Below are 25,874 nucleotides of genomic sequence, written 5' to 3'. Positions count from 1 at the left end.
GTCGGCGGCGTGGAGCCGGAAGCGCCGGGGCTCGACGGCGTTGCCCGACCACGTCAGCGGTCCGTCGAGGCGCACGTCGGCAGCCACGACGTCGTCGGCCTCCACGCACACGACGGCTGCGCCGGGCAGTCGGCCCCGTCCGCGGTCACGACCGGGGGCGCGGCGCTGGCGGCCGGTCGACGACGTCGCTGTGGCTCGTGGCGGAGACGCCGGCCACCGGCTCGCCGTGGACGCGCGGGTCCGCCGGGGCGACATCGGGAGCGGGCGCCACCGCCCAGTCCGCGAGATCCGTCACGGCGGGCTCCGGCCCGTACACGCCCGTGGGCAGCGGCTCGAGGAGCACGCTGAGGCGGAACCGCGCCGCCGCCGGCCCCGTGATGACGAGCTTGCGGACACCGGCGTTCGGCGTCTGGCCGCCCGGGTTCGGCGACGTCGGCAGCGGCACGGCGTCCATGACCGAGAACCGGGCGCCGTCGGGGGCATCGAGCAGGACGGCTCGCAGCCGCCGGCCGTCGAGGGTGAGCATGGCGGACCGGCCGTCAGCCGCGACGTCGATGTCGGCGGACGTGTGCATGAACCACCACGCCTCGACCGGAGAGGACGCCGTGACCTCGTCCTGCACGACGAAGCGGCTCCGGCCGTCGATCAGCGCCATGCCGCGTTGCCAGCTCGTCACGCCTTGAGCCGTGTACGCCTCCGACAGGTCGGCGACGGCGAAGCTCGCGTCCGGGCTGGAGCCGGTCGCCACGAGCGTCCCCCTCGCGTCGACGGCCTGACCGGGCGTCGCGTCGGGGTTGATGACGAGCGTGTTCTGTCCCTCGGGACGCTTGCGGTAGTAGGTCCAGCGCCGGCCCTCGGGACCGGCCGACCAGTACCCGGGCAGGGCGTAGCTCTCCGGTCCCAGCTCCGTGGCCCAACGCGTGCCGAGCGCGTCGAGCACGAACGTGCCCAGATCGAGGTCGCCGTGGCTCGACGCGTTGTCCCCCGCCTTGAACCCGAAGAAGTTCGCGGTCGTGCTGTTCCACGCGCTGCGCGAGAGGAAGGTGGAGATGGCCTCGAACTCGCGGTCCAGCGGCAGGCCGGCCTCGTTCGGCGGCACGCCATCGATCAGCCCCTGCCACATCAGGTGCAGCGGGGGCAGCGGACGCGACTGCACGGCTCCTTGCTCGGCCCACCACGCGTAGGCCGGCTCGCCGTAATGCGCGGCGAGCCAGTGCGCGGCGGTCCGCCCGGGGCGGTGACTGCTGGAGGCGTCGTAGTAGTTGAACGGCTGGCCCGCCGGACCGGTCATGTAGATCCCGAAGTCAACCGTGCGGTCGAGCCCCGCGGTCTCCGTGATGCCGAAGTCGTCACCGACCGCCGTCTCGAGCGACGCCATGATCGGCACGAGGAACCGCGTGGCGTAGCCCCAATACGTGAGGCCCTCGGGGAACCCGCCGTCGGGCCCGTACTGCGCGAGCGCCACGGGCAGCGCGCCGAACGCGAGGTGCATCGCCTCGTTCGCGAGCTCCGGCTCCTCGACGCCGATGGCGAGCGCAGCCATGATCATCCCGCCGTTGCACACGATGTTCCAGTTGTTCGTCCTCGTGGTCCACGACGCCCCTGACTCGTGCTGTGCGATCGCGGGCTCCAGCCCGAACCTGACGATCGCGTCGCGCACGACCTGGCGCTGCGCCTCGTCGAGGTACCCGTACAGCCAGTCGTAGCCCACCGCGAACGCGTGCATGAGTTCCGCGACGGACAGGAAACTCTCCGGATTCCAGTCCGGGAACGCGGCTACGGCGGCCATCTCCTCGTACGCGCGCGCCGCGTACCGCTCGTCCTGCGTGAGCCGATACGCCATCGCCAGCGCGTAGAGGCGGCACTGGACCTCGCGGGTGACGATGAGTAACGTGCGCCCGTCGGGGAACTCGTACTCGGATGCCGGCGCGGTGAGCAGCGCGTCTGCCTGCGCGATCAGGTCGTCGTACAACTGCGCGGTGAGGTCGTCGCACGCGATGCGCTCGGCGATCCCGGCGAGCGCCGCGTCGTCGACCATCAGGCGGGGGTGGCCCGGCCTGATGAGCGCCGCTATGTCCGCAGGCGGTGTCAGAACGGACATCCGTCCTCCGATCGAGTTGACGGTTCTGGATCGGTGGGCGGTCACTGGTGTGGATGGGCGCGCACCTGCGCGCAGGACTGGGCGACCGTGAGGTCGTCGAACGTGCTCTGCGTGGTTGCGTAGAGCCCGAGGCCGCCGCTTCGCACCACGGTGTCGCGACCCTCCAGGATCTGTACGCCGTTCAACGTCGCGGTGATGCGGTCGCCGTGAACGGCGGCGCCGAGCCGAACGGGACCGTCGAGCGGGTCACTGAGGGAGACCGTGGCCACCGTGACCGGGCCTGACCGGTGGGCCTCGCGGATGATGCTCGCGTATCGGGTACCGCTGCTCGTCCTGCCGATGTGGATCCGGTAGCCGTAGGAGTCCGTGGTGTCGCGCAGTGAGATGCCGGCAGTGCCGACGCCGTGGATCGTGACCGTGGTCTCCGCGACATAGTCGCACTGCTGGGAGAACCGCGCCGGCAGTGTCGATTCGGCGAGCACGTGCGCTCGGCCATCGACCGGCGTGAGGGTCAGCTGACCCGAGCCGACGGACACCTGGCCCCCGATTCCGCGCCACGTCGCCTGATCGAGTGCCTCGGTGATCGTGATGTCGTCGAAGGTCGCGGTCCGCCCCTGCGTGTAGGCCGCGACTCCGCCGGTCGGCAGTTGGCTGTCGTTTGCGGAGATCGATGTCTCGCCGACCGTGGCGACCAAGTGACGCCCGACCGCGGAGACGGTCAGCGTGTGCTCGGCGTCGGCGTTCAGCTCCACGTCGGTCTCCGCAAGGAGCGTGGACGTCCCGTTGTAGACCTTCACGAGTTGCAGCTTCGTGCTCGCCGGTGTGCTGAGAACGTTGGCCCGGTAGTAGTTGCGAGAATCGTGGTAACGGAACGCCAGGCCGGTCCGGGCGGTCGTCTGGTGAGCGGCGCCGGGATCGATGTCCGCGGACACGATCACGTCGTCCGGCACGTCCTGCAGCATGGCGAACGACTGCATGTCCGCGCTCGAGGTCTGCGCCAGCTCGGTGTTCGATGGATCGCCGCCCAGCTCCCAGGTGCCCTGCACCGGCGTCCAGCCCTCGAATCCGCTGTCGAAGCCGTGGACGGTGCGGTCCAGGCTCGCGTCCTCGAACTCCTCGTCGAGCACCGGCGCCGGCGCGAAGGCCGGCTCGACCGACACGGTGACGAGGTCGCCGGTACGAGTGAATGCGGTCGGGATGTCGTTCACCTTCACCGCTCTCGCATTCGGCGCGTTGATCGTGAGTGTGCCGGTGAACGGGTCCCCGAGCGAGATCCGGGCGGTCCCGCCCCGCAGCTCCACACTGACGTCGGACACCACTCCGGACGCGTCGACCACGGTGTCCCCGTCGTCGACCAGCGACGACCCACGGGTCAGCGCGTACCGCGTGAGCCTGCCGTGCACGGTACGTTCGAGATACGCGGTCTCGGCGTCGGTCGTGGCGTTCCCGAACTCCCGCGACGCGGGCGTCGCCTCGCGCGAGAGGTAGAAGCGGCCGGTCGCGTGCGGCAGGTCGATCTCCATCGCGGTCGCCACGGAGTGATCCACCCCAGGCAGCTCGATGCGGGTCGCCCTCACCGAGGGCGCCGTGCCGGCCTTGCCGGGAAACACGATGGTGTCCAGTCCGGTGGCGCCGGTGGCGGACCAGTCGTAGGACAGGTAGTCGACGTCCGTGAGCACGTCCTCGCCCACGCGCACGGCGCCATCCTCGTGGACGCTCGGCGCGACCTCGACGCCGGCCGGGGTCACGGGAACGAGTCGCACCCCGGCGACCGGCGCGGCGCCGGGCACGGTGTCGAACCCGACCGTGGCGACGTTCGTGGCCGGGTCGACGGTGACCGGATCACCGGGGAAGTGCCAGAGCTGCCGGTAGTCGTGCGCGGCGGTGTCACCGGTGAGGTCGTCGGAGACGACCCAGAAGCCGGGCTTGACGAAGTAGACGACCCGATCGTGCGCGATCGGCTGGTAGCCCATCGCATGACCGCGGTAGACGTCGAGACCCGCACTCGATCGCCAGAGCGACATCGCTCGGGTGACGCCGGCGGCCTGCGGCTTTCCGTCGACCTCGATCGTGTTGTGCGCCTCAGTCGTTCTGCGCATCCAGTCGTTCGTCGGGGTCGCGCTGTAGTCGCCCACTCCGGGGTCGACGATCAGCGGACGCCCGTACGCCGACATCACCAGGCTGAGGTCGTCCGGATGCCGGTGCGAGGCGGTGTAACTGGAGTTGTGATTGTTGATCAGCATGTACTGCGCATCGGCGTCCCACCCCGAGCGCTGAACGGCGTAGCTGATCGGATACAGCGTGGACCCCAGTGTCGGTGTCGTCCCCTCGGTTCGACCGGAGGCGACCCAGGTGAAATCGGACCACGAGTTGCGTTCACCGGTCGCCCGAATGGCGCTCCTGCCCGCGTCGGTGTTCGGTGTGTCGCCGATCAGCGCGGCCTCGAGATCCGGCTTCCGGGTCGCGAACAGCACGTCCGCGATCCAGTCCGCCGACTGGACGATCGCGTCGGGAAGTTTCCGCCCGTTGGCATCCGCGACGCGGATCATGGTGTTGATCAGGTCCGCCACGTAGGCCTGGTAGTTGAATGTCGGCTCGCGATACACGCCGTCGCTCTGCATGTACGCGCGCAGAAACCGCTCGACCGACCGCACCGCGAACGACTCCCAGCCGAGGGATGCCGTGAACTCGGGCAGGTACACCGCCGCGGAGTAGATCGAGCGGGCCATCGACATATACATGTTGTTTCCGACATGTATCTGCAGAACCTGCGTGAGGAAGTCGGTCGTCTCGTGCACGCCGGACAGGTACGTCACCAGGTCGCCCGCGTCTGTGGCCGGCTCCGTCCGGAACACGGAGAACGCGCTGACGAGCTGGGTCAGCCGCTTGCCGGCCGACAGATTGCGGACCTGCGGCCAGCTCGGGTTGTCGGCGAAGAAGTCCAGTGAGATCTCCATCCACGCCTTCGCATACGCCGCACGCTGCTGCGGGTCGCTCTCGTTCAGGTAGGCGCTCGCCAGCGTCGGCATGAACGCGAAGTCGCTCATCAGGACCTGTGCGCCGCCGGGGGCGGTCTCCGTCCCACCCCAGGTGTCCTGCCAGTCGACGTCGATCCTCTGCTCGGCGTCGTCGTAGAAGTCGCGGGTCTCGGCGCCGAACCGGAAGATCCCGGCGGCGAGCTCGTCGGCGGTCGCGTCGCCGACTCCCGCCGCTCCCGGCGTCGGGAACCCGATCCCCATGCGGCCGGCGTAGTAGACCTTGAGCTCGTCGGCGGCGCCCGCCTCATCACCGGCCGCGATTTCCGCCGCGACCTCGGCGAGCTCAGGACGCGTCAGGTCGAGCAGCTCGCCGAGATCCGACATGTCGGACGCAGCGGCCGGCACCGACGACAGACCCGTCCCCACCACGGCCAGCGTGACTGCCGCGCCGGCGATCGCATGGACACGACGGCGAGCGCTCCGCCGGGAAGTGCTTCGTTGCATCTCCGTGACTCCTTTGCTGTGAAGGTGTCCACCCGGTGCTTCACCAGCACCCCGCGACCAAGCAACCGGCGTCAGCCGTTGAGCTGAGCCCACGCCTCCTCGTACTCGGACTTGATCTTGTTGCCGACGGCGGACATGTAGCTCTCGACCGCGGCGGCCCAATCCGCAACCGGCCGGTTTCCCAGGACGATCTCGAGCTCGGTCGCGGTCAGCGCCTGCTGCGCGCTCGCGCCCTCGCTGACGGCGGTCTCGGAGTAGAGCCCCTCCGTCGGGTTGGGCACGGTGTACTGCAGACCCGCCTCTTGGTGGTCGAACTGGTCCCGGACGGCTTGCTCGTTGCGCGACTCGAAGATCACCGGCGTGTTCTCCGTGATGTACCGCACCGGCAGCGTCGCCTGGTTGACGCCCTCGGAGGTGAGCACCGGATCCGGACCGTCGAAGGTGAAGGTCTCACCCTCCTTGCCGAACCGACGGGTGATGTACTCGGTGCTGCCGAACGGCGCGGCCAGCCAGTCGAGCACCCGCAGGATCTCGGCGACGCGCTCCGGGTCGTCCTGCTGGGCGATGGCCGAGAAGTGCGAGACCGAGGGGCCGGCAGTGCGTACCATCTCCCCGCCGGCCTCGCGTGCTGGGGAGAGCATGCCCGTCAGGCGGAATCCCTCGATGTCGGCTCCCTGCACGTAGAACTTGGGCCATCCCGCGTAGAGACCGATCTGGAACGCGGTCGTGCCCGCCACCATCCATTCGTTGCGCTGGGTGTTCTGAACGGCATTGCCGTCCGGGTGCACGACCCCCAGGTCGTTGAGGGCGACCGCGTCGGCCAGGGCCTGCTCGTATCCCGGCAGCGTGGCGTTGAAGGTGAAGGCGCCGCTCTCGTCGACCGACCAGAGGTTCGCGATGCCGTTCGTCTCGAGCAGCACCGACAGGGGCGTCTGCCCGAACGCCCAGCGACCCTCCCGATCGTTGGTGAGGGCCTGCGCCATCTCGGTGAACTCCTCGAGCGACTCCGGCTGCAGGGACAGGCCCGCCCGCTCGAGGATGTCCGCACGCGTGTACAGCACGGAGCCGATCAGCGAGCGGGGCACCGGGACACCCCAGATCCTGCCGTCGTACACGGTGCTCAGCCACGATGGCGTCGGCAGCGCCGCGAGGTTCGGGTAGTCCAGCACGGCGTCACCGGAGAGGTGCTCGGTGAGGTCGGTGAACTTCGCGGCCAGCATCGCCGGCATCTGCTGCTGCTGACCCCTGATCGCCACGAGGTCGGGCAGGTCGTTGCCGGCGATCGTGGTCGCGAAGCGGGCAGCGTACTCCGCCGCAGGGGTGTACTCCAGGTCCAGTTCGGTGCCGAGCGCCTCGTTGATGCTCTGCCACAGCGCGTTGTTCGCAAGCTCGGGAGCGACCGGATCGAACGTGAAGGTCAGCGCCCGAATCGGATCGCCGGACGCCGGAACCCCGCTGGTCACCGTCGTGGGTGGATCCGGGTAGGTGAAGTAGCCGGGGGACACATCCGGGTTGCTCGAGGCGAGGTCGGGCGGGAACGTGTCGAATGGCTGGTACGTCGGCAGCAGTCCGTCACCGGCGCCACCGCCACCGGTGGATCCCCCACTCGGCGACTGACTGCGCGGCGAGCCTGAGCAGGCACCCAGCAGGCCTATCGCGGCGAAAGCGCCGGTGGTGCCCAGGAATCTACGACGAGAGATCGTGCCGGACATGGGATTCCTTCCGCTACATCGAGGACGGGATGAAGAACAGGTGGTCAGCCCTTGACGGCGCCGATCATGAGCCCCTTGGTGAAGTGCTTCTGGAGGAACGGGTAGACGAGGAGGATGGGGATGATCGAGATGACGAGGATCGCCATCTGGATGGACAGTTGCGGAGGCAGGCTCTCGGAGCCGGCGGAGACCTGATCGACACCCATCGGGGTCTCGTTGACGACGTAGGTCCGCAGGACCAGCTGCAGGGGCCACTTCTCGGGCGAGCTGATGTACAGCAGGGCGTTGAAGAACGCATTCCAGTAGCCGACGGCGTAGAACAGCCCGATGACGGAGATCACGGCCTTGGACAGCGGCAACACGATGCGCGCGAGGATCGTGAGGTCGTTCGCGCCGTCGATGCGGGCGCTCTCCATGAGCTCGCCCGGGATGTCGAGAAAGAACTCCCGCATGACGATGACGTTGAAGGCGTTGATGAGCACCGGGAGGATCAACGCGAGCAGGTTGTCGAGCAGGCCGAGCTGTTTGACCACCAGATACATCGGGATCATGCCGGGGCTGAACAGCATCGTGAAGAGCACCGCCAGCAAGATCGGGCGTGAGCCGAGCGATCCGGGCCGTGACAGTGCGTAGGCGAGCCCGATCGTGCATGCCAACGACAGCAGCGTGCCGGCGATGGTCACGAGGATGCTGATGACCAGTGCGCGGGTGACCACGCCGCCGGACAGGATCGCCTGGTAGGAGGCGAGGGTCGGGTCACGGACGAGCAGCACGAAACCGCCGTTCTCGGTCACCTCCTCCTGCGTGGCGAGCGAGGTCGAGACCACAGCGAGGAAAGGGACGATGACGACGGCACAACCGATCGTCAGGATGAGACCGCGCAAGGCTGTCAGCACCCGGTTCGGAGGGCCCATCCAGACCGGGCGCCCGGTGGACGTCGACGGCCTCGCCTTTCGTGGCTTGGCCGTGAGCCCCAGCGGAGAGGTCGTGGTCACTTGTGGTACACCCCCCGCTCACCGAACTTGTGCGCGAGCTTGTTCGCTCCCAGCACCAGGAGCACTGAGATGACACCCTTCGTGAGGCCGACGGCGGCTGCCTGGCCCCAGTTGCCGCCGACGATCCCGTGGTTGTAGACGTAGGTGTCGAGGACCTCGCTCGCCGTCGCGCCGACCGCGCCCTGCTGCAGGATGATCTGCTCGAAGCCGACCGTGAGGGCGTCCCCGAGCCGCAGGATCAGCAGCAGGACGAACACCGACCGGATCGCCGGCAGCGTGACATGCCACATGCGCCGCAGTGCGCCGGCGCCGTCCATCGCCGCCGCCTCGTACAGCGAGGTGTCGACCCGCGAGATGGCGGCCAGGAAGATGATCGTGCCCCACCCGGTGTCCTTCCAGATCACCTGGCTGGTGATGAGGACCTCGAACAGCTCCGGCACGCCGATGATGGAGAACGTCGTCATGTCGTGCTCCCGCAGGAGCGTGTTCACCATGCCCGCGTTCCCGAGGATGTGCTGGAACAACGCGACCACGATCACCCAGGACAGGAAGTGCGGCAGGTAGAGGACGGACTGCACGATCCGCTTGAGCCGCTCGGAGATGACCTCGTTGAGGAGAAGGGCGAGCACGAGCGGCAGCGGGAACACGAACAGAACCTGGATCAGCGTGATGATCAACGTGTTCGTCAACGCGTTCACGAACAGTGGGTCACCCGAGAAGATCACCTGGAAGTTGTCCCAGCCGACCCAGGGACTCTCCGCGATCGTCAAGAACGGCAGATACCCCTTGAACGCGATCACGTTGCCCAGCAAGGGGAGGTAGTGGAACAACAGCACCACCAGCAGGCCCGGGGCGGCCAGCAGCAGCAGAAGCCGGTCCCGTCGCCAGCGGGCGAGGGTCTGGCCGGGGCGTCGCGCCGGGCGGGTGGTCGCCGACGACGACGAGCCCTTCCGCACGGACTTCCGAGGCGGCCGTTCAGCGAGTTGGGACAAGGTCTGCCTCCCGGCCCCCTCGGGTGAACTCGGATGCCCCCTCGCCGAACAGGATCGTGCGGGCGACGTCCCGCAGGCGGCCGACGGCCGCGGCGTTCATCGCCGACGACGTCGCCCTGGATGCCGCCTCGTCCTCCAGGAGCGCCTTGACGGCCGCGGCCGCGCCCTCCGGGCCGTCCGGCTCGATCTCGACGACGACGTCCGTCCCGCCGAGGTCGGCGTACATCTCACCCTTGACGGTGTCAGTGGGCTGACGCACATAGAGCGTGGGCGTGCCATGGACGGACGCGAGGATCGGCGAGTGGCACTCCATGCTGACGACGGCGCGGGCGCGGGCGTAGACGGCGTTCGCCTCCTCGAGCGGCCAGTACCGGTCGAGGACGGTGACCTGGTCGACGACGTCGTCCGGGACGCGTGGCAGCAGCTCGTCCTGTGCCAGCTCCACCTCGTAGCTCATCTCGGGCACGACGACGGCCCGCTGGCCCGTGGAGCGGACCCAGGTGGCGATCGCGGCGGCGAGAGTGTCGAGGTCGAGGCCGACGGTGCCGGCGTTGATCGCGTACCGGCGGTCGAACTCCCGGGTGCGCTCCGTTCCGTAGATGTCCGGGTACGGCGTGTAGCGCAGCCGGGGCACGAAGCATCCGAACTCCCCGGCCGTGAGACCCAGCGCGGCCAGGAAGGCATCGGCCGCGGCATCGTCGCGGTAGCGATAGGCGAACGTGCCATCGGGGCCGAACTCGAGCACCCCGGGGCGAGCCCCCTGGGAGCGCAGGTACTCGAGGCTGATCGAGTCCCGCGCGAACAGGAACTCGGCGCCATCGATGATCGCGCGGGCGTCGTCCTCGAGGAACGTCGCCGGCAGGTCCTGCGTCATGACACGCAACCGTTCGAGCGAGCCCCAGGCGGGCGGGCAGAGCGGGTCCTCCGTCACGCCGCCGTAGCCGTACGGGCGGTCGGACCGCTCACGCCAGGCTGCCAGCTCCGGCACGAGCGAGGCGCTCGCCGCCGAGCCGTGCACGAAGACGTCCGCGCTGTCCCACGCCGCGGCGAGCTCCGGCGTCGTCGGCACTCCGGCCTCGTCAAGGGCGCCCCGCACGATCGTGACGGTCGGGATCGCCCGGCGGATCATCGCCTCCTCGCGCTCGCCGAGGCGCATCGGCCACAGCGTGATGCGGGCATCGGGCTCGGCGTCGAGCAGGGCGGTGATGAGGCCGGGCGAGTGTGCGACGTCGCCGATGTTCACGTTCGCCCACGACGAGCGCAGGAGCACGGAGCGGGGCGTGGCTGTGCTGGAGGTCAACGGTGTCCTTCCGTAGCGCGGCGTCCGCACCGCGATCCCGCGGCGTCCCTCGCCGGACGTCAGTGACGTTTCGTTGCGTCAACGTAACGACTGACGCATCGTCACGTCAACGGTTCGTTACCTCATCGTGACGGGTACGAATGCGTCAGGACGGTGACCAGGGTCGCGGCGAAACCTGCAACGGTGCCGTGCTCGCGCGGGTGATCAGCACAGGTGCGGGCTCGTCGACGAGGCCGAACCGCGTCGGCGAGTCGTTCAGGATCGCCGCGATCGCCTCGACGGCGCGCGCTCCGAGCTCAGCCATCGGCATGCGCACGGTCGTCAGCGCGGGGCGGACGTCACCGGCGATGTCCGCGTCGTGGATCGCGATCACGGACAGGTCACCCGGGATCGAGATGCCCGCCTCGTGAGCCGCCGCGTGGATGCCGATGCCCGAGAGCACGTTGTCGACCACGAGCGCCGTCGGCCGGCGGCCGGAGTCGATGACCTCCTGGAGGGCCGCGGCGCCCGCCCGGGACCCGTAGCCGGTCCGGATCGCGTCGCGCGCCTCGAGCCCGGCGTCGAGCATCGCGTCGGCGTAGCCCCGGTGCCGTTCCAGCGTCGGGACCCACCGCTCGCCGCCCACGAACTCGATGTCCTGGTGACCGAGGTCGAGCAGGTGCTGCGTCGCCACGCGACCTGCCGCGGCATCGTCGATCGCGAGCCATCGGCCGTCCGGGCCGTGCCGTCCCTCGACCAGGATCACCGGGGTGGGCCGGGCTCGCAGGTGGGCGAGCACCTCGTCGTCGATGAGGCCCTCGCTGCGCAGGATGATGCCGTCGATCGAACCGTGCCCCAGCAGGCGCGCGAGGAAGTGGCTGCCGGAGCGCATCCAGCGCGCGTCCCCCAGCACGACCGCCCATCCGCGCGCCTCCGCGGCGTCGTAGATGCCGTGGAACATGTCGCGGTAGATCGGATTCTCGATCTTCTCGACGACAACGGCGATCGTCCCCGAGCGCTGCCGGCGCAGGGCCCGTGCGGCGTCGTTCGGGACGTACCCCAGTTCCTCGATGACGGCCTCGACGCGAGCACGCGTCTCGTCGCTCATTCGCGTGTGCGTGGTGCCGTTGACGACGGCGGACACGACGGAGACCGAGACCCCGGCTCGGCGTGCGATCTCCTTCTGTGTACCCATGCGCGTCATGGTATCGACGTAACGTCACGTCCCGGTGGGCCCCTCGCGCACGCAGACGTCAGCGTGACGCCGACCCGCGCTGTCGATGCGGGTCATCGAGCCTATGAGCTGCGGACCGGTCCGCGGCATGTGAGAGCGTTCAGCCTCGCTCACCGCAACCTCCGCCAGGCCGACCGGACCACGGCGCCATGGTCCCACCCTCGACGCCAACGTCGCCGATGACTCCGGTGCAGCCAGCGGCCGGATCGTGCCGGGCACGTGGTGATCCACCACCGTCACCTCGATACGCCGTGCTCCGTCCCACGGTCTTCCACCGGTGGGCCGCGGAGGGGCCAATTCGGCCAATTCGCCGCGCCGACGATCATCGCGCGGTAACCTCCGTTGAGGTATCTCTGTCCAACCCGGATCGTGGCGGCGATCGTGGACGGAAAGGGAGGGATCCCGTGCCATGGAGCACGTCTCGGTGTCCGATGCGCTTATCTGCACCCTGAGACACCCGGCTCTGCCCGCCGATCGCGGTGCGTTTCCTGATCGAGCACGCAGAGCCGCCGAACCGTCTCGCCGTCGCGAGGGCCCTGGAGCGGGCTAGGAGGGCGCCGTGGCGGAGACTGGGCGATCACCGGTACGGGCGCCGTCACTCGCCGACGCCATCATCCCGCTGGCCGTGCTCGCCTGCCTCATCGCCGCTGCGCTCGCGATGTTCGGCCTCGACGCGCTCGACGGCCCCGTCCAGGTCGCCCTGGTCCTGTGCTGCATGGTCGCGGCGCTCATCGCCGTCAAGAACGGACACCGCTGGGAGGAGGTCCAGAGCGCCGGCCAGGGCGCCCTGGCCTCGGTCACGAGTGCGATCTTCATCCTCCTGGCGGTCGGCGCCCTCATCGGTGTCTGGAATCTGTCGGGAACGATCCCGACGCTCGTCTACTACGGGATCCAGGTCCTCACGCCCGGGTGGTACTACGCCGCCGCGGCCATCATCTGCGGTGTCGTGGCACTGAGCATCGGCAGCTCGTGGACCACGGCGGGGACGATCGGCGTCGGCCTGGTCGCGATCGCCACCATGCTCGGCGTCTCGCCGGAGATCACGGCCGGGGCGGTCATCTCGGGCGCGTATCTCGGCGACAAGACCTCACCACTCTCGGAGACCACCGTCCTGGCCGCGCAGATGGTCAAGGTCGACATCTACGAGCACATCAAGCGCCAGGTGTGGACGTCGCTACCCGCCTTCGCCATCGCGGTCGCGGTCTTCCTCGTCCTCGGCGTCGCGACGGGCAGCCCCGGCGAAGACGCCGTCCCGACCTCCATCGAGCTGAACTCGCTGGACCAGGTGTACTGGATCACCCCGTTGAACCTGCTGCCGCTCGTGCTCCTCGCGGTCCTGTCGATCCGGAAGGTGCCGGCGTCGCTCGCGCTCGCGTTCTCGGCGCTGTTCGCCGGAGTCCTCGGCGCGTTCCTGCAGCCCGAGGTCATGCGCGACTTCGTCGGCGATGCTGAAAACGCCGTCGTCGGGTCGATCAAGGGCGTCTGGAGCGCCATGGCGAACGGCTTCACGATCGACTCCGGCCTGTCCGAGATCGACCAGCTGCTGTCGCGCGGCGGCATGGACAGCATGCTTCCCACGCTGTGGCTGATCATCGGTGCGGTCACGTTCGGGGCGCTGCTCGAGGAGTTCGGCCTGATCTCCCGGCTGATCGATCCCCTGATCAGGGCGGCCACGAGCACGGGCCGACTGTTCCTGAGCGTCTTCGCGTGCGCGTTCGGCCTCAACGTGGTCGCCGGGGACCAGTACATCGCGCTGGTGCTGCCCACGCGGGTCTTCCGGGCCGAGTTCGCCAAGCGCGGGCTGGCCCCAGCCAACCTGTCACGCCTGGCGGCCGACAGCGGAACCGTCACGTCCCCGCTGGTGCCGTGGAACTCGTGCGGCGCCTTCATGTCAGCCGTGCTGGGCGTGTCCACGCTGCTGTATCTGCCCTTCTGCATCTTCAACCTGGCTAGTCCCGTGCTGAGCGTGGTGTACGGGTTCACCGGATTCAAGATCGAGCATGTCCCGCCGGTCACCGACCCGCCTGCCGACCAGCCGGCGGCCTGACGTGGCGTGACGTCGAACGGATGGAGGACCCATGGCCGGCACCGAGATAGCGAAGCCGTCGGCGCAACAGCTGACGTTCGTCACCATCACCGCGATGGTCGTCGGCTCGATGGTGGGTGCTGGAGTCTTCTCGCTGCCGTCTCGGTTCGCCCAGGAGACCGGCATCGCCGGAGCCCTGATCGCGTGGGTCATCGCCGGCACGGGCATGTTGATGCTCGCCTTCGTCTTCCAGACCCTCGCCGTCCGCAAGCCGGACCTCGATGCCGGTGTCTACGCCTATGCCAAGGCCGGATTCGGTGAATACATCGGCTTCTTCTCCGCCTTCGGATACTGGGCCAGCGCCTGCGCCGGCAACGTCACGTACTGGATCCTGATCATGTCGACGGTGGGCGCCGTCGTCCCGGCCCTCGGCGACGGCGACACCCTGCTCTCGCTCGCGCTCTCAACGGCGGGGGTGTGGCTGTTCTACCTGCTGATCCGGCGCGGTGTGAAGGACGCGGCGGCGATCAACCGGATCGTCACCGTCGCCAAGGTCATCCCCATCCTCGTGTTCGTCGTCCTGGCGCTGTTCGCGCTCGATCCCGAGGTCTTCGCCGACAACTGGAGCGGCGACAGCGATGTGGGATCGCTCTACGACCAGGTCACCGGCACGATGCTGGTCACCGTGTTCGTGTTCCTCGGCGTCGAGGGCGCGAGCGTCTACTCCCGCCACGCGAAGCGACGCAAGGACGTCGGCCGGGCGACCGTGCTCGGCTTCCTTGCGGTCTTCAGCGTCTTCGCGTCCGTCACCATCGTGTCGTACGGCATCCTGCCGTACAACGAGATAGCGGATCTGCGGCAGCCGTCCATGGGCGGTGTGCTCCAGGCGGCGGTCGGCGAGTGGGGCGCGGTCTTCGTCAGCGTCGGGTTGATCGTCTCGGTGCTGGGCGCCTACCTGGCATGGACGCTGATGGCCGCGGAGGTGCTGTACGTCGCGGCGAAAGACGACGACATGCCGCGGTTCCTGAACAAGATCAGTGACGTCGACGTCCCCGGCCCGGCGCTGCTGATGTCGACGATCCTCGTCCAGGTCATGCTCGTCGTCACCATGTTCTCCGCGGACGCGTTCAACTTCGCCCTCGACCTCACCAGCGCGTTGACCCTCATCCCGTTCCTGTTCGCCGCCGGGTACGCGCTCAAACTGGCTCTGACCCGGGAGACGTACGTCGAGAATCCTCGCGGGCACGGCCGCGAACTGATCGTCGGCGCCGTCGCCACCCTCTACACCGCGTTCCTGCTCTATGCGGCGGGCCCCAAGTTCATCCTGCTGTCGTTCATCATCTACGCGCCCGCGACGATCCTGTTCGTCATGGCCCGCCGCGAACAGGGCCGGCGGATGTTCGCGCCTGTCGAGCTCGTCATCCTCGCCATCTCGATCTGCGGCGCCGTCGCCGGCGTCGTCGCCCTCGCCACCGGCGCCATCACCATCTGAACGGCGGCGACGCGATGCCACACCGCAGGCCGCCGAGAAAGGGAGACCCATGACCACCCAGAACCAGAGCGAGAAATACGGGGTGCACTCCGAGGTCGGTCGGCTGCACAAGGTGCTCGTCTGCGCACCCGGGCTCGCGCACCGCCGGCTGACGCCGACCAACGCCGACGACCTGCTGTTCGACGACGTCATGTGGGTCGAGAACGCTCAGCGCGACCACGCCGACTTCGTGAACAAGCTGACCGTCCGCGGCGTCGAGGTCGTCGAGCTGCACGACCTGCTGGCCCAGACGATGGCGATCCCGGAGGCGCGGTCCTGGCTGCTCGACCGCAAGATCGTCGCCAACGACGTCGGCCTCGGTCTCGTCGACGACACCGTCGCCTTCCTGGAGTCGCTCGCACCGCGACAGCTCGCGGAGTTCCTGATCGGCGGATTGGCAACGTCGGACCTGCCCGCGGACTTCCGGCCCGGCTACGTCGCTCTTGCCCGGGAGTCGACCGGTGTCCGCGAGTACCTGATGCCGCCGCTGCCGAACACCCTGTATACGCGGGACACCACGTGCTGGCTCTACGGAGGGATGACGTTGAACCCGTTGTACTGGCCGGCCCGACACGACGAGACCCTGCTGATGAAGGCGATCTACACCTTCCATCCGGACTTCGCCGGCTCCACCGTGTGGTGGGGCGACCCCGAACAGAGCTGGGGCCGGTCCACGTTCGAAGGCGGCGACATCATGCCTGTCGGCAACGGCGTGGTGCTGATGGGCATGAGCGAACGGACCTCACGCCAGGCGATCACCCAGGTCGCCGCCACACTCTTCGCCCGCGGCGTGGCCGAGCGTGTGGTGGTCGCCGGCATGCCGAAACTACGGTCGGCGATGCACCTCGACACCGTGTTCACCTTCGTCGACCGCGACATCGTCACGCTCCACCCGACCATCATGGACCGGGTCCACGCGTTCTCTCTCCGGCCGAGCGACACCACCCCGGGGGTAGAGGTCACCGACGAGGGCACCCGGTCGTTCGTCGACGTGGTGGCCGGGGCACTCGGGCTGCCCGAGCTGCGGGTGATCGCCACCGGGGGTGACGTCTACGAGTCCGAGCGCCAGCAGTGGGACAGCGGCAACAACGCCGTCGCCGTGGAACCGGGCGTGGTCTTCACCTACGACCGCAACACGCGGACCAACACCCTGTTGCGCAAGGCCGGCGTGGAGGTCGTCACCATTGTCGGCGCCGAACTCGGCCGCGGCCGCGGCGGCGGCCATTGCATGACCTGTCCGATCATTCGCGAGCCGGTGGAGTTCTGACATGCCGATCATCTCGCGCGCGCTGACCGCCGCCGGACTGTCGACAGTGCTGCTGCTCGCCTCGTGCGTGGATGGCACCGGCCGCGACGTCGAATACGGCCTTTCCGTGGTCCCCGACCTGGGCGACCTCGACGGTCGCACCCTGGCGGCGGACCGGATCGTCGACCCCGATCGGGACATCGTCCCAGGATCACGGATCACGATGTCGTTCACCACCGACTCGGTCAGCGTCGACGCCGGCTGCAACACCTTGCGGGGGAGGGCATCCATCGACGACCACGAGCTGGTCCTCGACCAACTGGCCTCCACCCTCCAGGCATGCGACGACGCCCTCGAGGAGCAGGACCGGTGGCTGACATCGTTCCTGACGTCCCGGCCCAGGTTCGACCGGACCGACGACGACTTCCACCTCAGCCGAGACGACACCGAGATCCACTTGATTCTCGAGGACGACTGAGCAGGTCCACCACCGTCCTACTGAGCATCAGCATGACAACCGGACGCCTGCCGCGGACACGGATCGGTGCCGTTCACAGGGCCGACGTCGGTCTGTCACCGTCGGCCTCCTCGCTGACATCCCATGTCGAACTCTCGACCCCTGGGTCCAGCGTGGTGCGAGATGGAGTCAACCAGAGTGACACATGTGACGATCTCGCTGTGTACAGGAAGGATCGATGCAGGTCAATCGGGTGGGCGCAGCAGGGTTCGAACCTGCGACCCCTGGTTTGTAAGACCAGTGCTCTACCGCTGAGCTATGCGCCCCGTCGACGTGCGAAGGGTCAGGGTATCGGGGAGACGGCGGGACGCCGAAATCGGCTCAGCCGGCGCCTTCGGACTGGACCTTCTCCTGTTCCTGGGTGGTCACCGTGGGCGTGGCCAGCGCGTCGGCGATGGCCGACTGCGTGGGCCGGGCCGGCGCGCGGCCGAGGACTCGGTCGATGGCGCTGGCGACGTCGGCGGAGAGGTCGCGGCTGTCGGTGCGGCGGTGCCGGCCGGGGCCGGGCATCCGGATCGCGAAGCCGCGGTCCATCGTCGTCTCGACGGCGAGGAACTCGGCCGTGGCCGACGCCTCGCAGGAGCGGCAGACGGTGTGCCCGAGCCGGCGCACCAGCGTGGTGGCGCCGCAGACCGAGCAGTGGTCGAGGTCGGCCGACCAGCCCTTGTTCTGCTGGCAGTCGGGGCAGATCAGCACCTGCTCATCGGCGCGGACCCCGCGCACCCACAGGTTCGTCCCCCGGGCCGGGTCGGACTGGCGGGCGCCACAGCGGTAGCACGGCACGGTCGAGCTCCCTTCCTGCTCTGTACATGACCTGCGGACGCCGGAGGTCGCCCGGACCGTCAGGCCGCGCCGAGCGAGCTCAGCACGCGCCGGTAGTCGTCGACTTCCCGGGCATCGGGAAGCGCGTTGACGACGTCCCAGCGGACGGTCCCCCCTGCGTCCACTACGAAGGTACCTCGTACGGCGCAGCCGCGGTCGTGATCGAAGACACCGTACGCCGACGCAACCGCCCCATGTGGCCAGAAGTCCGACAACAGCGGAAAGTCCAGCCCGGCCGTCTCGGCGAAGACGCGCTGGGAGAACATGGAGTCGCACGAGACGGCCAGGACGTGCGCCGTCTCGCCGACGGCCGGGATCAGGGTGTCGCGGATCGCGGTCAGCTCGCCGGTGCACACTCCGGTGAACGCGAACGGGAAGAACGCCAGCACGACCGGACGGCCGCGCAGCGAGGAGAGCCGGACTGCCGAACCGTGCTGGTCCGGCAGTTCGAAGTCCGGTGCCGGGGCACCGACCAGGCTCACTTGCGGGCCGACCCCTTGGGTGCGACCAGCTTGGTGCCGGACCACTCCTCGGCCGCCGACACGGTGGACGTCGTGGACAGGCCGGCGGTCAGCGCGGCGTCGGCGATGTCGCTGGCCTCGACGGCGCCGTCGCGGCCCACCTTCGGCGTCAGCAGCCACACCACACCGCCGGGAGCGAGGTCCGTGGTCGCGTCGACCAGGGCGTCGGCGAGATCGCCGTCGTCGTCACGCCACCACTGCAGCACCACGTCAGCGACCTCGCCGGACTCGCCGTCGAGCAGCTCGTTGCCGGTGACTTCCTCGATGTCGATACGCAGATCGTCATCGCAGTCCTCGTCCCAGCCGAGCTCCAGGACCACTTGGTCGGGCCGGAAGCCGAGCTTGGCGGCCGGCCCGTCGTTCTGGTCCGAGTGGCCCGCGATCTGGCCCACCGATCGTCCTCCTCGCAGTCGTCGCGGCCCGCCCCCTGCGTACCGCGTTTGCTGTAGTCCACCCAAGGACGCGCTCTCGCGCAAGTGAACCCGCCAGACCAAGCCTGACACGCTCACCCGAACGGGCCTATGGTGCCCCTGCCCAGCGCGCTTGGAAAGACGTCCGCGCATGCGAATGTGACGTACGGCCGCCGAGCGAGCAGGATAGGAACCAGTGACCATCACGAAGGGACAGTCGTGGCTGCCGACCGCTCGCCGATCATCATCAACGGCCTTCCGAGCCAGCTCCCCGACATCGACGCGGACGAGACCAGGGAGTGGCTGGAATCGCTCGATGCCGCCATCGACCAGCGCGGACGCCATCGCGCGCGCTATCTGATGCTGGCGCTGCTGCAGCGCGCCCAGGAGCGGCAGGTCGGCGTGCCGAGCCTGCGCAACACCGACTACATCAACACGATCCCGCCCGAGGCCGAGCCCTGGTTCCCGGGCGACGAGTTCGTGGAGCGGCGCATCCGGGCCTACATCCGGTGGAACGCGGCGATGATGGTGCAGCGCGCCCAGCGTCCCGGTGTCGGCGTGGGCGGGCACATCTCCACCTACGCGTCGTCGGCGGCGCTGTACGAGGTCGGGTTCAATCACTTCTTCCGCGGCAAGGACCACGCCGGCGGCGGCGACCAGATCTACTTCCAGGGGCACGCCTCCCCCGGCATGTACGCCCGCGCGTACCTCGAGGGCCGGCTGAGCGAGCACCAGCTCGACGGGTTCCGGCAGGAGCTGTCCCACGCCGGCCTCGGCGGCGGGCTGCCGTCGTACCCGCACCCGCGGCTGATGCCGGAGTTCTGGGAGTTCCCGACGGTGTCCATGGGTCTGGGCCCGCTGAACGCCATCTACCAGGCCCGGTTCAACCGCTACCTGCACCACCGCGGCATCAAGGACACCAGCCAGCAGCACGTGTGGGCGTTCCTCGGCGACGGCGAGATGGACGAGCCGGAGACCATCGGCGCCATCGGCGTCGCCGCCCGCGAGGAGCTGGACAACCTCACGTTCGTCGTCAACTGCAACCTGCAGCGCCTGGACGGGCCGGTGCGCGGCAACGGCAAGATCATCCAGGAGATGGAGGCGCTGTTCCGCGGCGCCGGCTGGAACGTCATCAAGGTCATCTGGGGCCGCGAGTGGGACCCGCTGCTGGCCGCCGACACCGACGGCGCGCTGGTCAACCTCATGAACGTCACGCCCGACGGCGACTACCAGACGTACAAGGCCGAGTCCGGCGCGTACGTCCGCGAGCACTTCTTCGGCCGCGACCCGCGCACCCGCAAGATGGTCGAGGACATGTCCGACGACGAGATCTGGGGCCTCAAGCGCGGCGGGCACGACTACCGCAAGCTCTACGCGGCCTACAAGGCGGCCACCGAGCACACCGGCCAGCCGACCGTCATCCTGGCCAAGACGATCAAGGGCTGGACGCTCGGCTCGCACTTCGAGGCGCGCAACGCCACCCACCAGATGAAGAAGCTGACCGGCGACGACCTCAAGCTCTTCCGCGACCGGCTGTTCATGGAGATCCCGGACTCCGCGCTGGAGGACGTCTACAACCCGCCGTACTTCCACCCGGGCCGCGACTCCGACGAGCACGCCTACATGATGGAGCGGCGGCAGAAGCTCGGCGGCTTCCTGCCCGATCGCCGCACCCCCGCGAAGCCGCTGGTGCTGCCCGGCGACAAGGTCTACGAGGTGGCCAGGCGCGGCTCCGGCAAGCAGCCGGTGGCCACGACGATGGCGCTGGTACGCCTGCTCAAGGACCTGCTCAAGGACCCCGAGATCGGCAAGCGGCTGGTACCCGTCATCCCGGACGAGGCCCGCACGTTCGGCATGGACTCGCTGTTCCCGACGCTGAAGATCTACTCGCCGCACGGGCAGAACTACACGCCGGTCGACCGCGAGCTGTTCCTGTCCTACAAGGAGGCCAAGGACGGGCAGATCCTGCACGAGGGCATCAACGAGGCCGGCTCGGTGGCGTCGTGGACGGCGGCGGCGACGTCGTACGCCACGCATGGCGAGCCGATGATCCCGCTGTACATCTTCTACTCGATGTTCGGCTTCCAGCGCACCGGCGACGGCTTCTGGGCCGCCGCCGACCAGCTGGCCCGCGGCTTCGTGCTCGGCGCCACCGCCGGGCGCACCACGCTGAACGGCGAGGGCCTGCAGCACGAGGACGGCCACTCGGTGCTGCTCGCGTCGACGAACCCGGCGGTCGTGCACTACGACCCGGCGTTCGCGTTCGAGATCGGCCACATCGTCCGCGACGGGCTGCGGCGGATGTACGGCGAGGACTCCGAGAACGTCTACTACTACCTGACGATCTACAACGAGCCCTACGTCCAGCCGGCCGAGCCCGAGAACCTCGACGTCGAGGGCCTGCTCAAGGGCATGTACCTCTACCGGCCGATGGAGACCGCCCCCGGCGACGACGTCCCGCACGCGCAGATCCTCGCGTCCGGCGTCGGCATGAACTGGGCCCTGGAGGCGCAGCAGCGGCTGGCCGAGGAGTGGCAGGTCGCCGCCGACGTCTGGTCGGTCACGTCCTGGAACGAGCTGCGCCGCGACGCCCTCGCCACCGACGAGTGGAACCTCATGCACCCCGGCGACGAGCCCCGCGTCCCGTACGTCACCGCGCGGCTGCGCGACACCGGCGGCCCCGTCGTCGGGGTCAGCGACTACCTGCGCGCGGTGCAGGACCAGATCGCGCCGTACGTGCCGACGGACTACTCCTCGCTCGGCACCGACGGCTTCGGCCTGTCCGACACGCGAGCCGCGCTGCGCCGCCACTTCAAGGTCGACGCGCAGTCGATCGTGATCAGCGTGCTGACGCTGCTGGCCCGCCGCGGCGAGCTCTCCTGGGACGTCGTCAAGCAGGCGCACGACCGCTACCAGCTCGACGACGTCAAGGCCACGACCGCCGAGGAGGCCGGCGGCGAGAGCTAGAGCCGTCCGAATTCCGGCGAACCCCTCACCTTCGCAAGATCGACCCGCTTTGCTGGATCCGCCGATCCGCCGCGACCGCCGGCGGAGCACCGGTTCACCCAGAGGGGGTTCGCCATGCGAAAGGTCACACCGGTCGCCTGGGCCGCCGTCGCCGCCGCGACGGCCTTGGTCCTGAGCGCGTCCACGCCCAGCGTCGCCCAGTCGACGCCGAGCGCCGTCAGCTACCAGCTCAGCCTCGACGGCGCCGGGTTGCGCCTGCAGCAGTGCGTCGGGCTCGGCACGGCCACCGAGGTCGTCGAGCAGCGGGTGACGGGCCCGGACGGCCAGATCACGACGATCAAGCTGCCCGGCGAGCGCCGTGACCACGAGCTCGTGTGCACCCGGGTGGTCACCGACGACGACACGCTCGTGGCGTGGCAGCAGCTGCTGCTCGCCGGGGCGCCCGACGCCCGCAAGGACGTCACTCTCACCTTGTACGACACGGCCGGCGAGCCGATCACCGGGTTCGCCTACGAGAAGGCCTGGCCGAGCGAGCTCACCTACGTCGACGCCGGCGACGGCAGCGGCCTGCTGCTCGAGGTCGTCACGATCGTCGCCGACCACGTGGAGCGGCTCCCATGAACCGCCGCCTGCTCGCCGTGGTCGCGACGACCGCGGTGATCGTCAGCGGCGGCACGGTCGCGGTCATGGCCGCGACCACGTCCGACGACGTGATCCACGCGTGCGTGAGCCGCGGCCTGCTCGGTCTGGGCGCCGGTGACGTCCGCATCGTCGACGGGCCGGACGGCTGCCGGCGCACCGAGGACCCGATCAGCTGGAACCGGCAGGGCCCGGCCGGGCCGGCCGGCGCGACCGGACCCGCCGGGCCCGCGGGACCCGCCGGACCGCAGGGTGAGCCCGGGCCGGCCGGTCCGCAGGGCGAGCCCGGACCCCAGGGGGAACCGGGTACGCCGGGCGGCAACCTCACCGGCTCCGCCCTGGTGAGCTCGTGCTGGAGCGGCCTGCCGGAGGTGACGATCGGCGAGTGCGTCGCCGAGACGCTCGTTCCCTGACTGGGTCGGCCGGCGGCGAGTCCTAGCGCGGCAGCCGGTCGCCCTGCTGGTCGACGAGGTCGGCGGGGGCGGTCAGCCGCCACGCCTCGAACGTCAGCTCCACCAGCTCGTCCAGCTCGATGCGGTCGAGGTACACGACGACCCAGCCGAACCCGCCGGCGGTGAACTGGATCTCGAACACGTCCGGGCGCTCGGCCACCAGCGCGAGCTGCTCGGCGATGGTCTGCTTCAGCCCGACGGTGGAGGTGCGCGGCCAGAGGTAGCCGAACGTCTTGCCGCGCACCCGGAACGTCGTCCAGTTCGCCGAGTCGGTGCCGCCGGCCTCGGGCAGCCGGTCGACGATGGCGAGGAAGTCGGCGATCGGGACGGCCATGTCCCTATCGAACCAGGTCCGCGGCGGCGTGCATCTCCCACACGAGGAGCTCCGCGTCGCCGCGGGCGGTCACCGTCCGGCCGCCCTCGTCGGTGACGCGGACGGCGTCGCCCTCCCCCAGCGTCCCCGCGGTCTCGACGTCGACGATGCCACCGCGGGCGACGTAGACGTGCACGAACGGCGCCGACGGCAGCGTCACCACGTCGCCGGGGCGCAGCCGGGCGACATGCAGGGCGGCGGCCGGCTGGCCGAGCCCGACGGCGACCGAGCCGGCGTGCCGCCGCAGCCCGCTGACCACCGGGATCAGCCCTCCACCTGCCAGGTTCGCCGTCACGTCGGCCTGACCGTATGACGGGTCGGCGCCGGGTGCGCCGGGCGGCAGCCACATCTGCACGAACCGCGCGCCCGCCGCCGCGGCCAACTCGGAGTGACGGACGCCGCGGCCGGCGCTCATCCGCTGCACGACGCCCGGCTCCAGCGAACCGCCGTGACCGGCCGTGTCCTGGTGGACCAGCGCGCCGGACAGCACCCACGTGACGATCTCGACGTCGCGGTGCGGGTGCGTCGGGTACCCGCCACGGGGTGAGGCGACGTCGTCGTTGGCCACGACGAGCAGCCCGAACCCGACGTTGCCGGGGTCGTAGTGCGGCCCGAACGAGAACGAGTGCCGCGACAGCACGCCGTCGCCGGGGGTGGTGAACCGGTCGCCGGCCCGCCGGACCTCGACGCTCACAGCCCGGTGTGCGCGCCGGCCGACTCCAACCGGGCCAGCCACTCCCGCATCCGGGTCGCCGTCGGCGCCACCAGCAGCAGCCCGACGACGCTGAACAGCGCGCCGATCGCCACCGGCAGCCACACCCCGCGGGCGAACGAGCCGGCCAGCCCGACCAGCGCCGGCAGCTCGGCGAACACCAGGCTCAGGAACGCCGCGCTGCGCAGCTGGCCCGACGCCTTCACCGGGTCCGGCGCGGAGCCGGCCGGCCACGGCCGGATCACCCGGCCCGGGACGAGGAACGCCGCGGCCAGCAGGGCGACGCTCATCGCGATCGAGCCGAGCGCGTCGGCCAGCGATCCGGGCTCGTCGCCGACGGTGAACACCGTCACCGCCGCGATCAGCACGACGCCGCTCAGCATGGCGAAACTCACCAACCGCAGGGCCCGGCCCAGGTCGTCGGTGGGCGCGCCGCTGCCGGGCGATGTGGGGGTCGACATGGACCGCAGCCTAGTGCCCGGCGCCGGCGGCCGATCGCCCGGACCCGGCGCGGATTGTGCGTTCACCACAACGACCACGGCCCTGGTCCACCGCCGGCCGGCCCCGGCCGCGTACGCTGCCGGGCATGCGGCCATCCTCCGACGCCGAGCTGCCCGGCGCCTACGGCACCGGCGGCCACGAGCGCTCCGTGCACCTGCTGGAGCGCGCCACCGGCCGGCTCGCGAGCGCGGCGATCGCCCGGATGGAGGAGACCCTCAGCTGGTACCGCGCGATGCCGGCGGAACAGCGGTCCTGGGTCGGCCTGGTGATCCAGGCAGGCATCGCCGCGTTCGTCGACTGGTACCGCAACTCCGACGAGTCCCGGCCGACGCCGACGGCGGACGTGTTCGGCACCGCGCCGCGCGACCTGATCCGCTCGATCAGCCTGCAGCAGACGGTCGAGGTGGTGCGCGTCGCGATCGAGGTCGTCGAGGACAACGTCGAGGACGTCGTCGGGCCCGACGAGGTGCGCGACGTCCGCGAGGGGGTGCTGCGCTACTCCCGCGAGGTCGCCTTCTCCGCCGCGCACGTCTACGCGCGCTACGCCGAGGCGCGCGGCTCGTGGGACGCCCGGCTGGAGGCGACGGTGGTCGACTCGCTGCTGCGCGGCGAGGTCGACGAGGACGTCCGGTCCCGGGCGTCGGCGCTGGGCTGGACCGCGGCCAGCGGCGTCGCCGTCATCATCGGCCGGCCGCGGCCCGACGACGGCACGTCCGCCGACGAGATCCGCCGCTCGGCCCGGCACGCCGGATACGACGTGCTCACCGGCGGCCAGGGCGACCGGCTGGTCGCCGTGCTCGGCCGGGTCGAGGACCCGCTGCAGGCGGCGTCGGCCATCGTCACGCACTTCGGCCCCGGCCCGGTCGTCGTCGGCCCGCTGGTCCCGGACCTGGTGTCCGCGGCGACGTCGGCGCGGCCCGCCGTGACGGGGCTGCTGGCGGCGGCCGGCTGGCCCGACGCGCCCCGTCCGGTGTCGGCCGGAGCGCTGCTGCCGGAGCGGGCGCTGTCCGGCGACCAGGAGGCGCTCAACGAGCTCGTCGCCGAGCTGTACGTGCCGATCGCCGAGGCCGGCCCCGTCATCCTGGAGACGCTGGCCGCGTACCTGGAGACCGGCGCCTCGGTCGAGGCGGCGGCCCGGCTGCTGTTCGTCCACCCGAACACGGTCCGGTACCGGCTGCGGCGGGTCTCCGACGTCGTCGGCCTGACGCCCACCGACCCGCGCGACTCCTACACGCTGCGGCTGGCGCTGTCACTGGGCCGGATGAATCCGCCTGCGATGGAGTGATGTTGTGGGGAACGGCCAAAGTTAGTGGGACGACCTTGTGACTGCGGCCGACCCCTTCTACGGCCGGGTAGCCACGA

The 25,874-nt window shown here is 69.9% G+C and carries 21 protein-coding genes and 1 tRNA gene; 8 read left to right on the top strand and 14 right to left on the bottom strand.

Annotated elements, in window-relative coordinates:
• Nucleotides 1-145: 145 nt before the first annotated feature.
• From C1I92_RS14490 to C1I92_RS14460, 7 genes are all read right to left on the bottom strand, one after another.
• The gene (locus C1I92_RS14490; protein ID WP_158564136.1) at nucleotides 146-2,038 is read right to left on the bottom strand and encodes a DUF4962 domain-containing protein; all 1,893 of its coding nucleotides are present in this window, start codon (nucleotides 2,036-2,038) and stop codon (nucleotides 146-148) included.
• A 104-nt stretch (nucleotides 2,039-2,142) separates the two neighbouring features.
• Complete coding sequence (locus C1I92_RS14485; RefSeq protein ID WP_158564135.1) at nucleotides 2,143-5,505, bottom strand: alginate lyase family protein; 3,363 nt, start codon at nucleotides 5,503-5,505, stop codon at nucleotides 2,143-2,145.
• A gap of 149 nt (nucleotides 5,506-5,654) precedes the next feature.
• Entirely contained in the window at nucleotides 5,655-7,295 is a 1,641-nt protein-coding gene (locus C1I92_RS14480) for an extracellular solute-binding protein (protein ID WP_111255364.1), read from the bottom strand.
• A gap of 44 nt (nucleotides 7,296-7,339) precedes the next feature.
• A complete protein-coding gene (locus tag C1I92_RS14475; protein ID WP_199521234.1) occupies nucleotides 7,340-8,122 on the bottom strand; it encodes a carbohydrate ABC transporter permease in 783 nt (260 codons plus the stop codon).
• 164 nt (nucleotides 8,123-8,286) lie between these two features.
• Nucleotides 8,287-9,246: an ABC transporter permease gene (locus tag C1I92_RS14470; protein WP_199521233.1), complete on the bottom strand. Its 960-nt coding sequence runs from the start codon at nucleotides 9,244-9,246 to the stop codon at nucleotides 8,287-8,289.
• A gap of 19 nt (nucleotides 9,247-9,265) precedes the next feature.
• A complete protein-coding gene (locus C1I92_RS14465; protein WP_158564134.1) occupies nucleotides 9,266-10,582 on the bottom strand; it encodes a polysaccharide pyruvyl transferase family protein in 1,317 nt (438 codons plus the stop codon).
• 145 nt (nucleotides 10,583-10,727) lie between these two features.
• A complete protein-coding gene (locus C1I92_RS14460; RefSeq protein ID WP_158564133.1) occupies nucleotides 10,728-11,756 on the bottom strand; it encodes a LacI family DNA-binding transcriptional regulator in 1,029 nt (342 codons plus the stop codon).
• Nucleotides 11,757-12,354: 598 nt separating this feature from the next.
• On the opposite strand from C1I92_RS14460, the gene nhaC reads away from it, so the two are divergent.
• The 4 genes from nhaC to C1I92_RS14440 are packed head-to-tail and all read left to right on the top strand — an operon-like array spanning nucleotide 12,355 to nucleotide 17,076.
• On the top strand, nucleotides 12,355-13,842 hold the full coding sequence (gene nhaC, locus C1I92_RS14455; RefSeq protein WP_111255359.1) for a Na+/H+ antiporter NhaC: 1,488 nt from the start codon (nucleotides 12,355-12,357) through the stop codon (nucleotides 13,840-13,842).
• Between the two features lie 31 nt (nucleotides 13,843-13,873).
• Nucleotides 13,874-15,313, top strand: a complete 1,440-nt coding sequence (locus C1I92_RS14450; protein WP_111255358.1) for a basic amino acid/polyamine antiporter — start codon at nucleotides 13,874-13,876, stop codon at nucleotides 15,311-15,313.
• A 49-nt stretch (nucleotides 15,314-15,362) separates the two neighbouring features.
• Entirely contained in the window at nucleotides 15,363-16,619 is a 1,257-nt protein-coding gene (locus C1I92_RS14445) for an arginine deiminase (RefSeq protein ID WP_111255357.1), read from the top strand.
• A 1-nt stretch (nucleotide 16,620) separates the two neighbouring features.
• Nucleotides 16,621-17,076 (top strand): META domain-containing protein, encoded by a 456-nt coding sequence (locus C1I92_RS14440; RefSeq protein ID WP_111255356.1) that lies wholly within the window; start codon nucleotides 16,621-16,623, stop codon nucleotides 17,074-17,076.
• A gap of 233 nt (nucleotides 17,077-17,309) precedes the next feature.
• On the opposite strand, the gene C1I92_RS14435 is transcribed toward C1I92_RS14440, so the two are convergent.
• The 4 genes from C1I92_RS14435 to C1I92_RS14420 form a co-directional block, all read right to left on the bottom strand.
• Nucleotides 17,310-17,381 (bottom strand) — tRNA-Val (locus tag C1I92_RS14435).
• Between the two features lie 55 nt (nucleotides 17,382-17,436).
• On the bottom strand, nucleotides 17,437-17,898 hold the full coding sequence (locus tag C1I92_RS14430) for a hypothetical protein (protein ID WP_199521232.1): 462 nt from the start codon (nucleotides 17,896-17,898) through the stop codon (nucleotides 17,437-17,439).
• 59 nt (nucleotides 17,899-17,957) lie between these two features.
• Nucleotides 17,958-18,419 (bottom strand): peroxiredoxin, encoded by a 462-nt coding sequence (locus tag C1I92_RS14425; RefSeq protein WP_111255355.1) that lies wholly within the window; start codon nucleotides 18,417-18,419, stop codon nucleotides 17,958-17,960.
• Complete coding sequence (locus tag C1I92_RS14420; protein ID WP_199521231.1) at nucleotides 18,416-18,850, bottom strand: DUF3052 domain-containing protein; 435 nt, start codon at nucleotides 18,848-18,850, stop codon at nucleotides 18,416-18,418. The genes C1I92_RS14425 and C1I92_RS14420 overlap by 4 nt, the downstream gene beginning before the upstream one ends.
• A gap of 237 nt (nucleotides 18,851-19,087) precedes the next feature.
• On the opposite strand from C1I92_RS14420, the gene aceE reads away from it, so the two are divergent.
• From aceE to C1I92_RS34445, 3 genes are all read left to right on the top strand, one after another.
• A complete protein-coding gene (gene aceE, locus C1I92_RS14415; RefSeq protein WP_111255353.1) occupies nucleotides 19,088-21,835 on the top strand; it encodes a pyruvate dehydrogenase (acetyl-transferring), homodimeric type in 2,748 nt (915 codons plus the stop codon).
• A 114-nt stretch (nucleotides 21,836-21,949) separates the two neighbouring features.
• On the top strand, nucleotides 21,950-22,456 hold the full coding sequence (locus C1I92_RS14410) for a phage tail protein (protein WP_111255352.1): 507 nt from the start codon (nucleotides 21,950-21,952) through the stop codon (nucleotides 22,454-22,456).
• Nucleotides 22,453-22,887, top strand: a complete 435-nt coding sequence (locus tag C1I92_RS34445; RefSeq protein ID WP_199521229.1) for a collagen-like protein — start codon at nucleotides 22,453-22,455, stop codon at nucleotides 22,885-22,887. Before C1I92_RS14410 ends, C1I92_RS34445 begins: the two co-directional genes overlap by 4 nt.
• A gap of 22 nt (nucleotides 22,888-22,909) precedes the next feature.
• Here the strand turns inward: C1I92_RS34445 and C1I92_RS14400 are convergent, their stop codons facing one another.
• The 3 genes from C1I92_RS14400 to C1I92_RS14390 are packed head-to-tail and all read right to left on the bottom strand — an operon-like array spanning nucleotide 22,910 to nucleotide 24,472.
• Entirely contained in the window at nucleotides 22,910-23,260 is a 351-nt protein-coding gene (locus C1I92_RS14400) for an MmcQ/YjbR family DNA-binding protein (protein ID WP_111255351.1), read from the bottom strand.
• A 4-nt stretch (nucleotides 23,261-23,264) separates the two neighbouring features.
• Complete coding sequence (locus C1I92_RS14395) at nucleotides 23,265-23,993, bottom strand: pirin family protein (RefSeq protein WP_111255350.1); 729 nt, start codon at nucleotides 23,991-23,993, stop codon at nucleotides 23,265-23,267.
• Nucleotides 23,990-24,472 carry a hypothetical protein gene (locus C1I92_RS14390; RefSeq protein ID WP_146605143.1) on the bottom strand — a complete coding sequence of 161 codons (483 nt, stop codon included), beginning with the start codon at nucleotides 24,470-24,472 and terminating at the stop codon, nucleotides 23,990-23,992. Before C1I92_RS14390 ends, C1I92_RS14395 begins: the two co-directional genes overlap by 4 nt.
• A 125-nt stretch (nucleotides 24,473-24,597) precedes the next feature.
• On the opposite strand from C1I92_RS14390, the gene C1I92_RS14385 reads away from it, so the two are divergent.
• Complete coding sequence (locus C1I92_RS14385; RefSeq protein ID WP_111255348.1) at nucleotides 24,598-25,797, top strand: PucR family transcriptional regulator; 1,200 nt, start codon at nucleotides 24,598-24,600, stop codon at nucleotides 25,795-25,797.
• Nucleotides 25,798-25,874 lie beyond the last annotated feature (77 nt).

The organism is Jiangella anatolica (assembly GCF_003236295.1).
In the GTDB taxonomy this organism is placed as follows: domain Bacteria; phylum Actinomycetota; class Actinomycetes; order Jiangellales; family Jiangellaceae; genus Jiangella; species Jiangella anatolica.
Note: the sequence above shows the minus strand (reverse complement) of the source record. Positions and strands in the feature narration are given on the sequence as shown.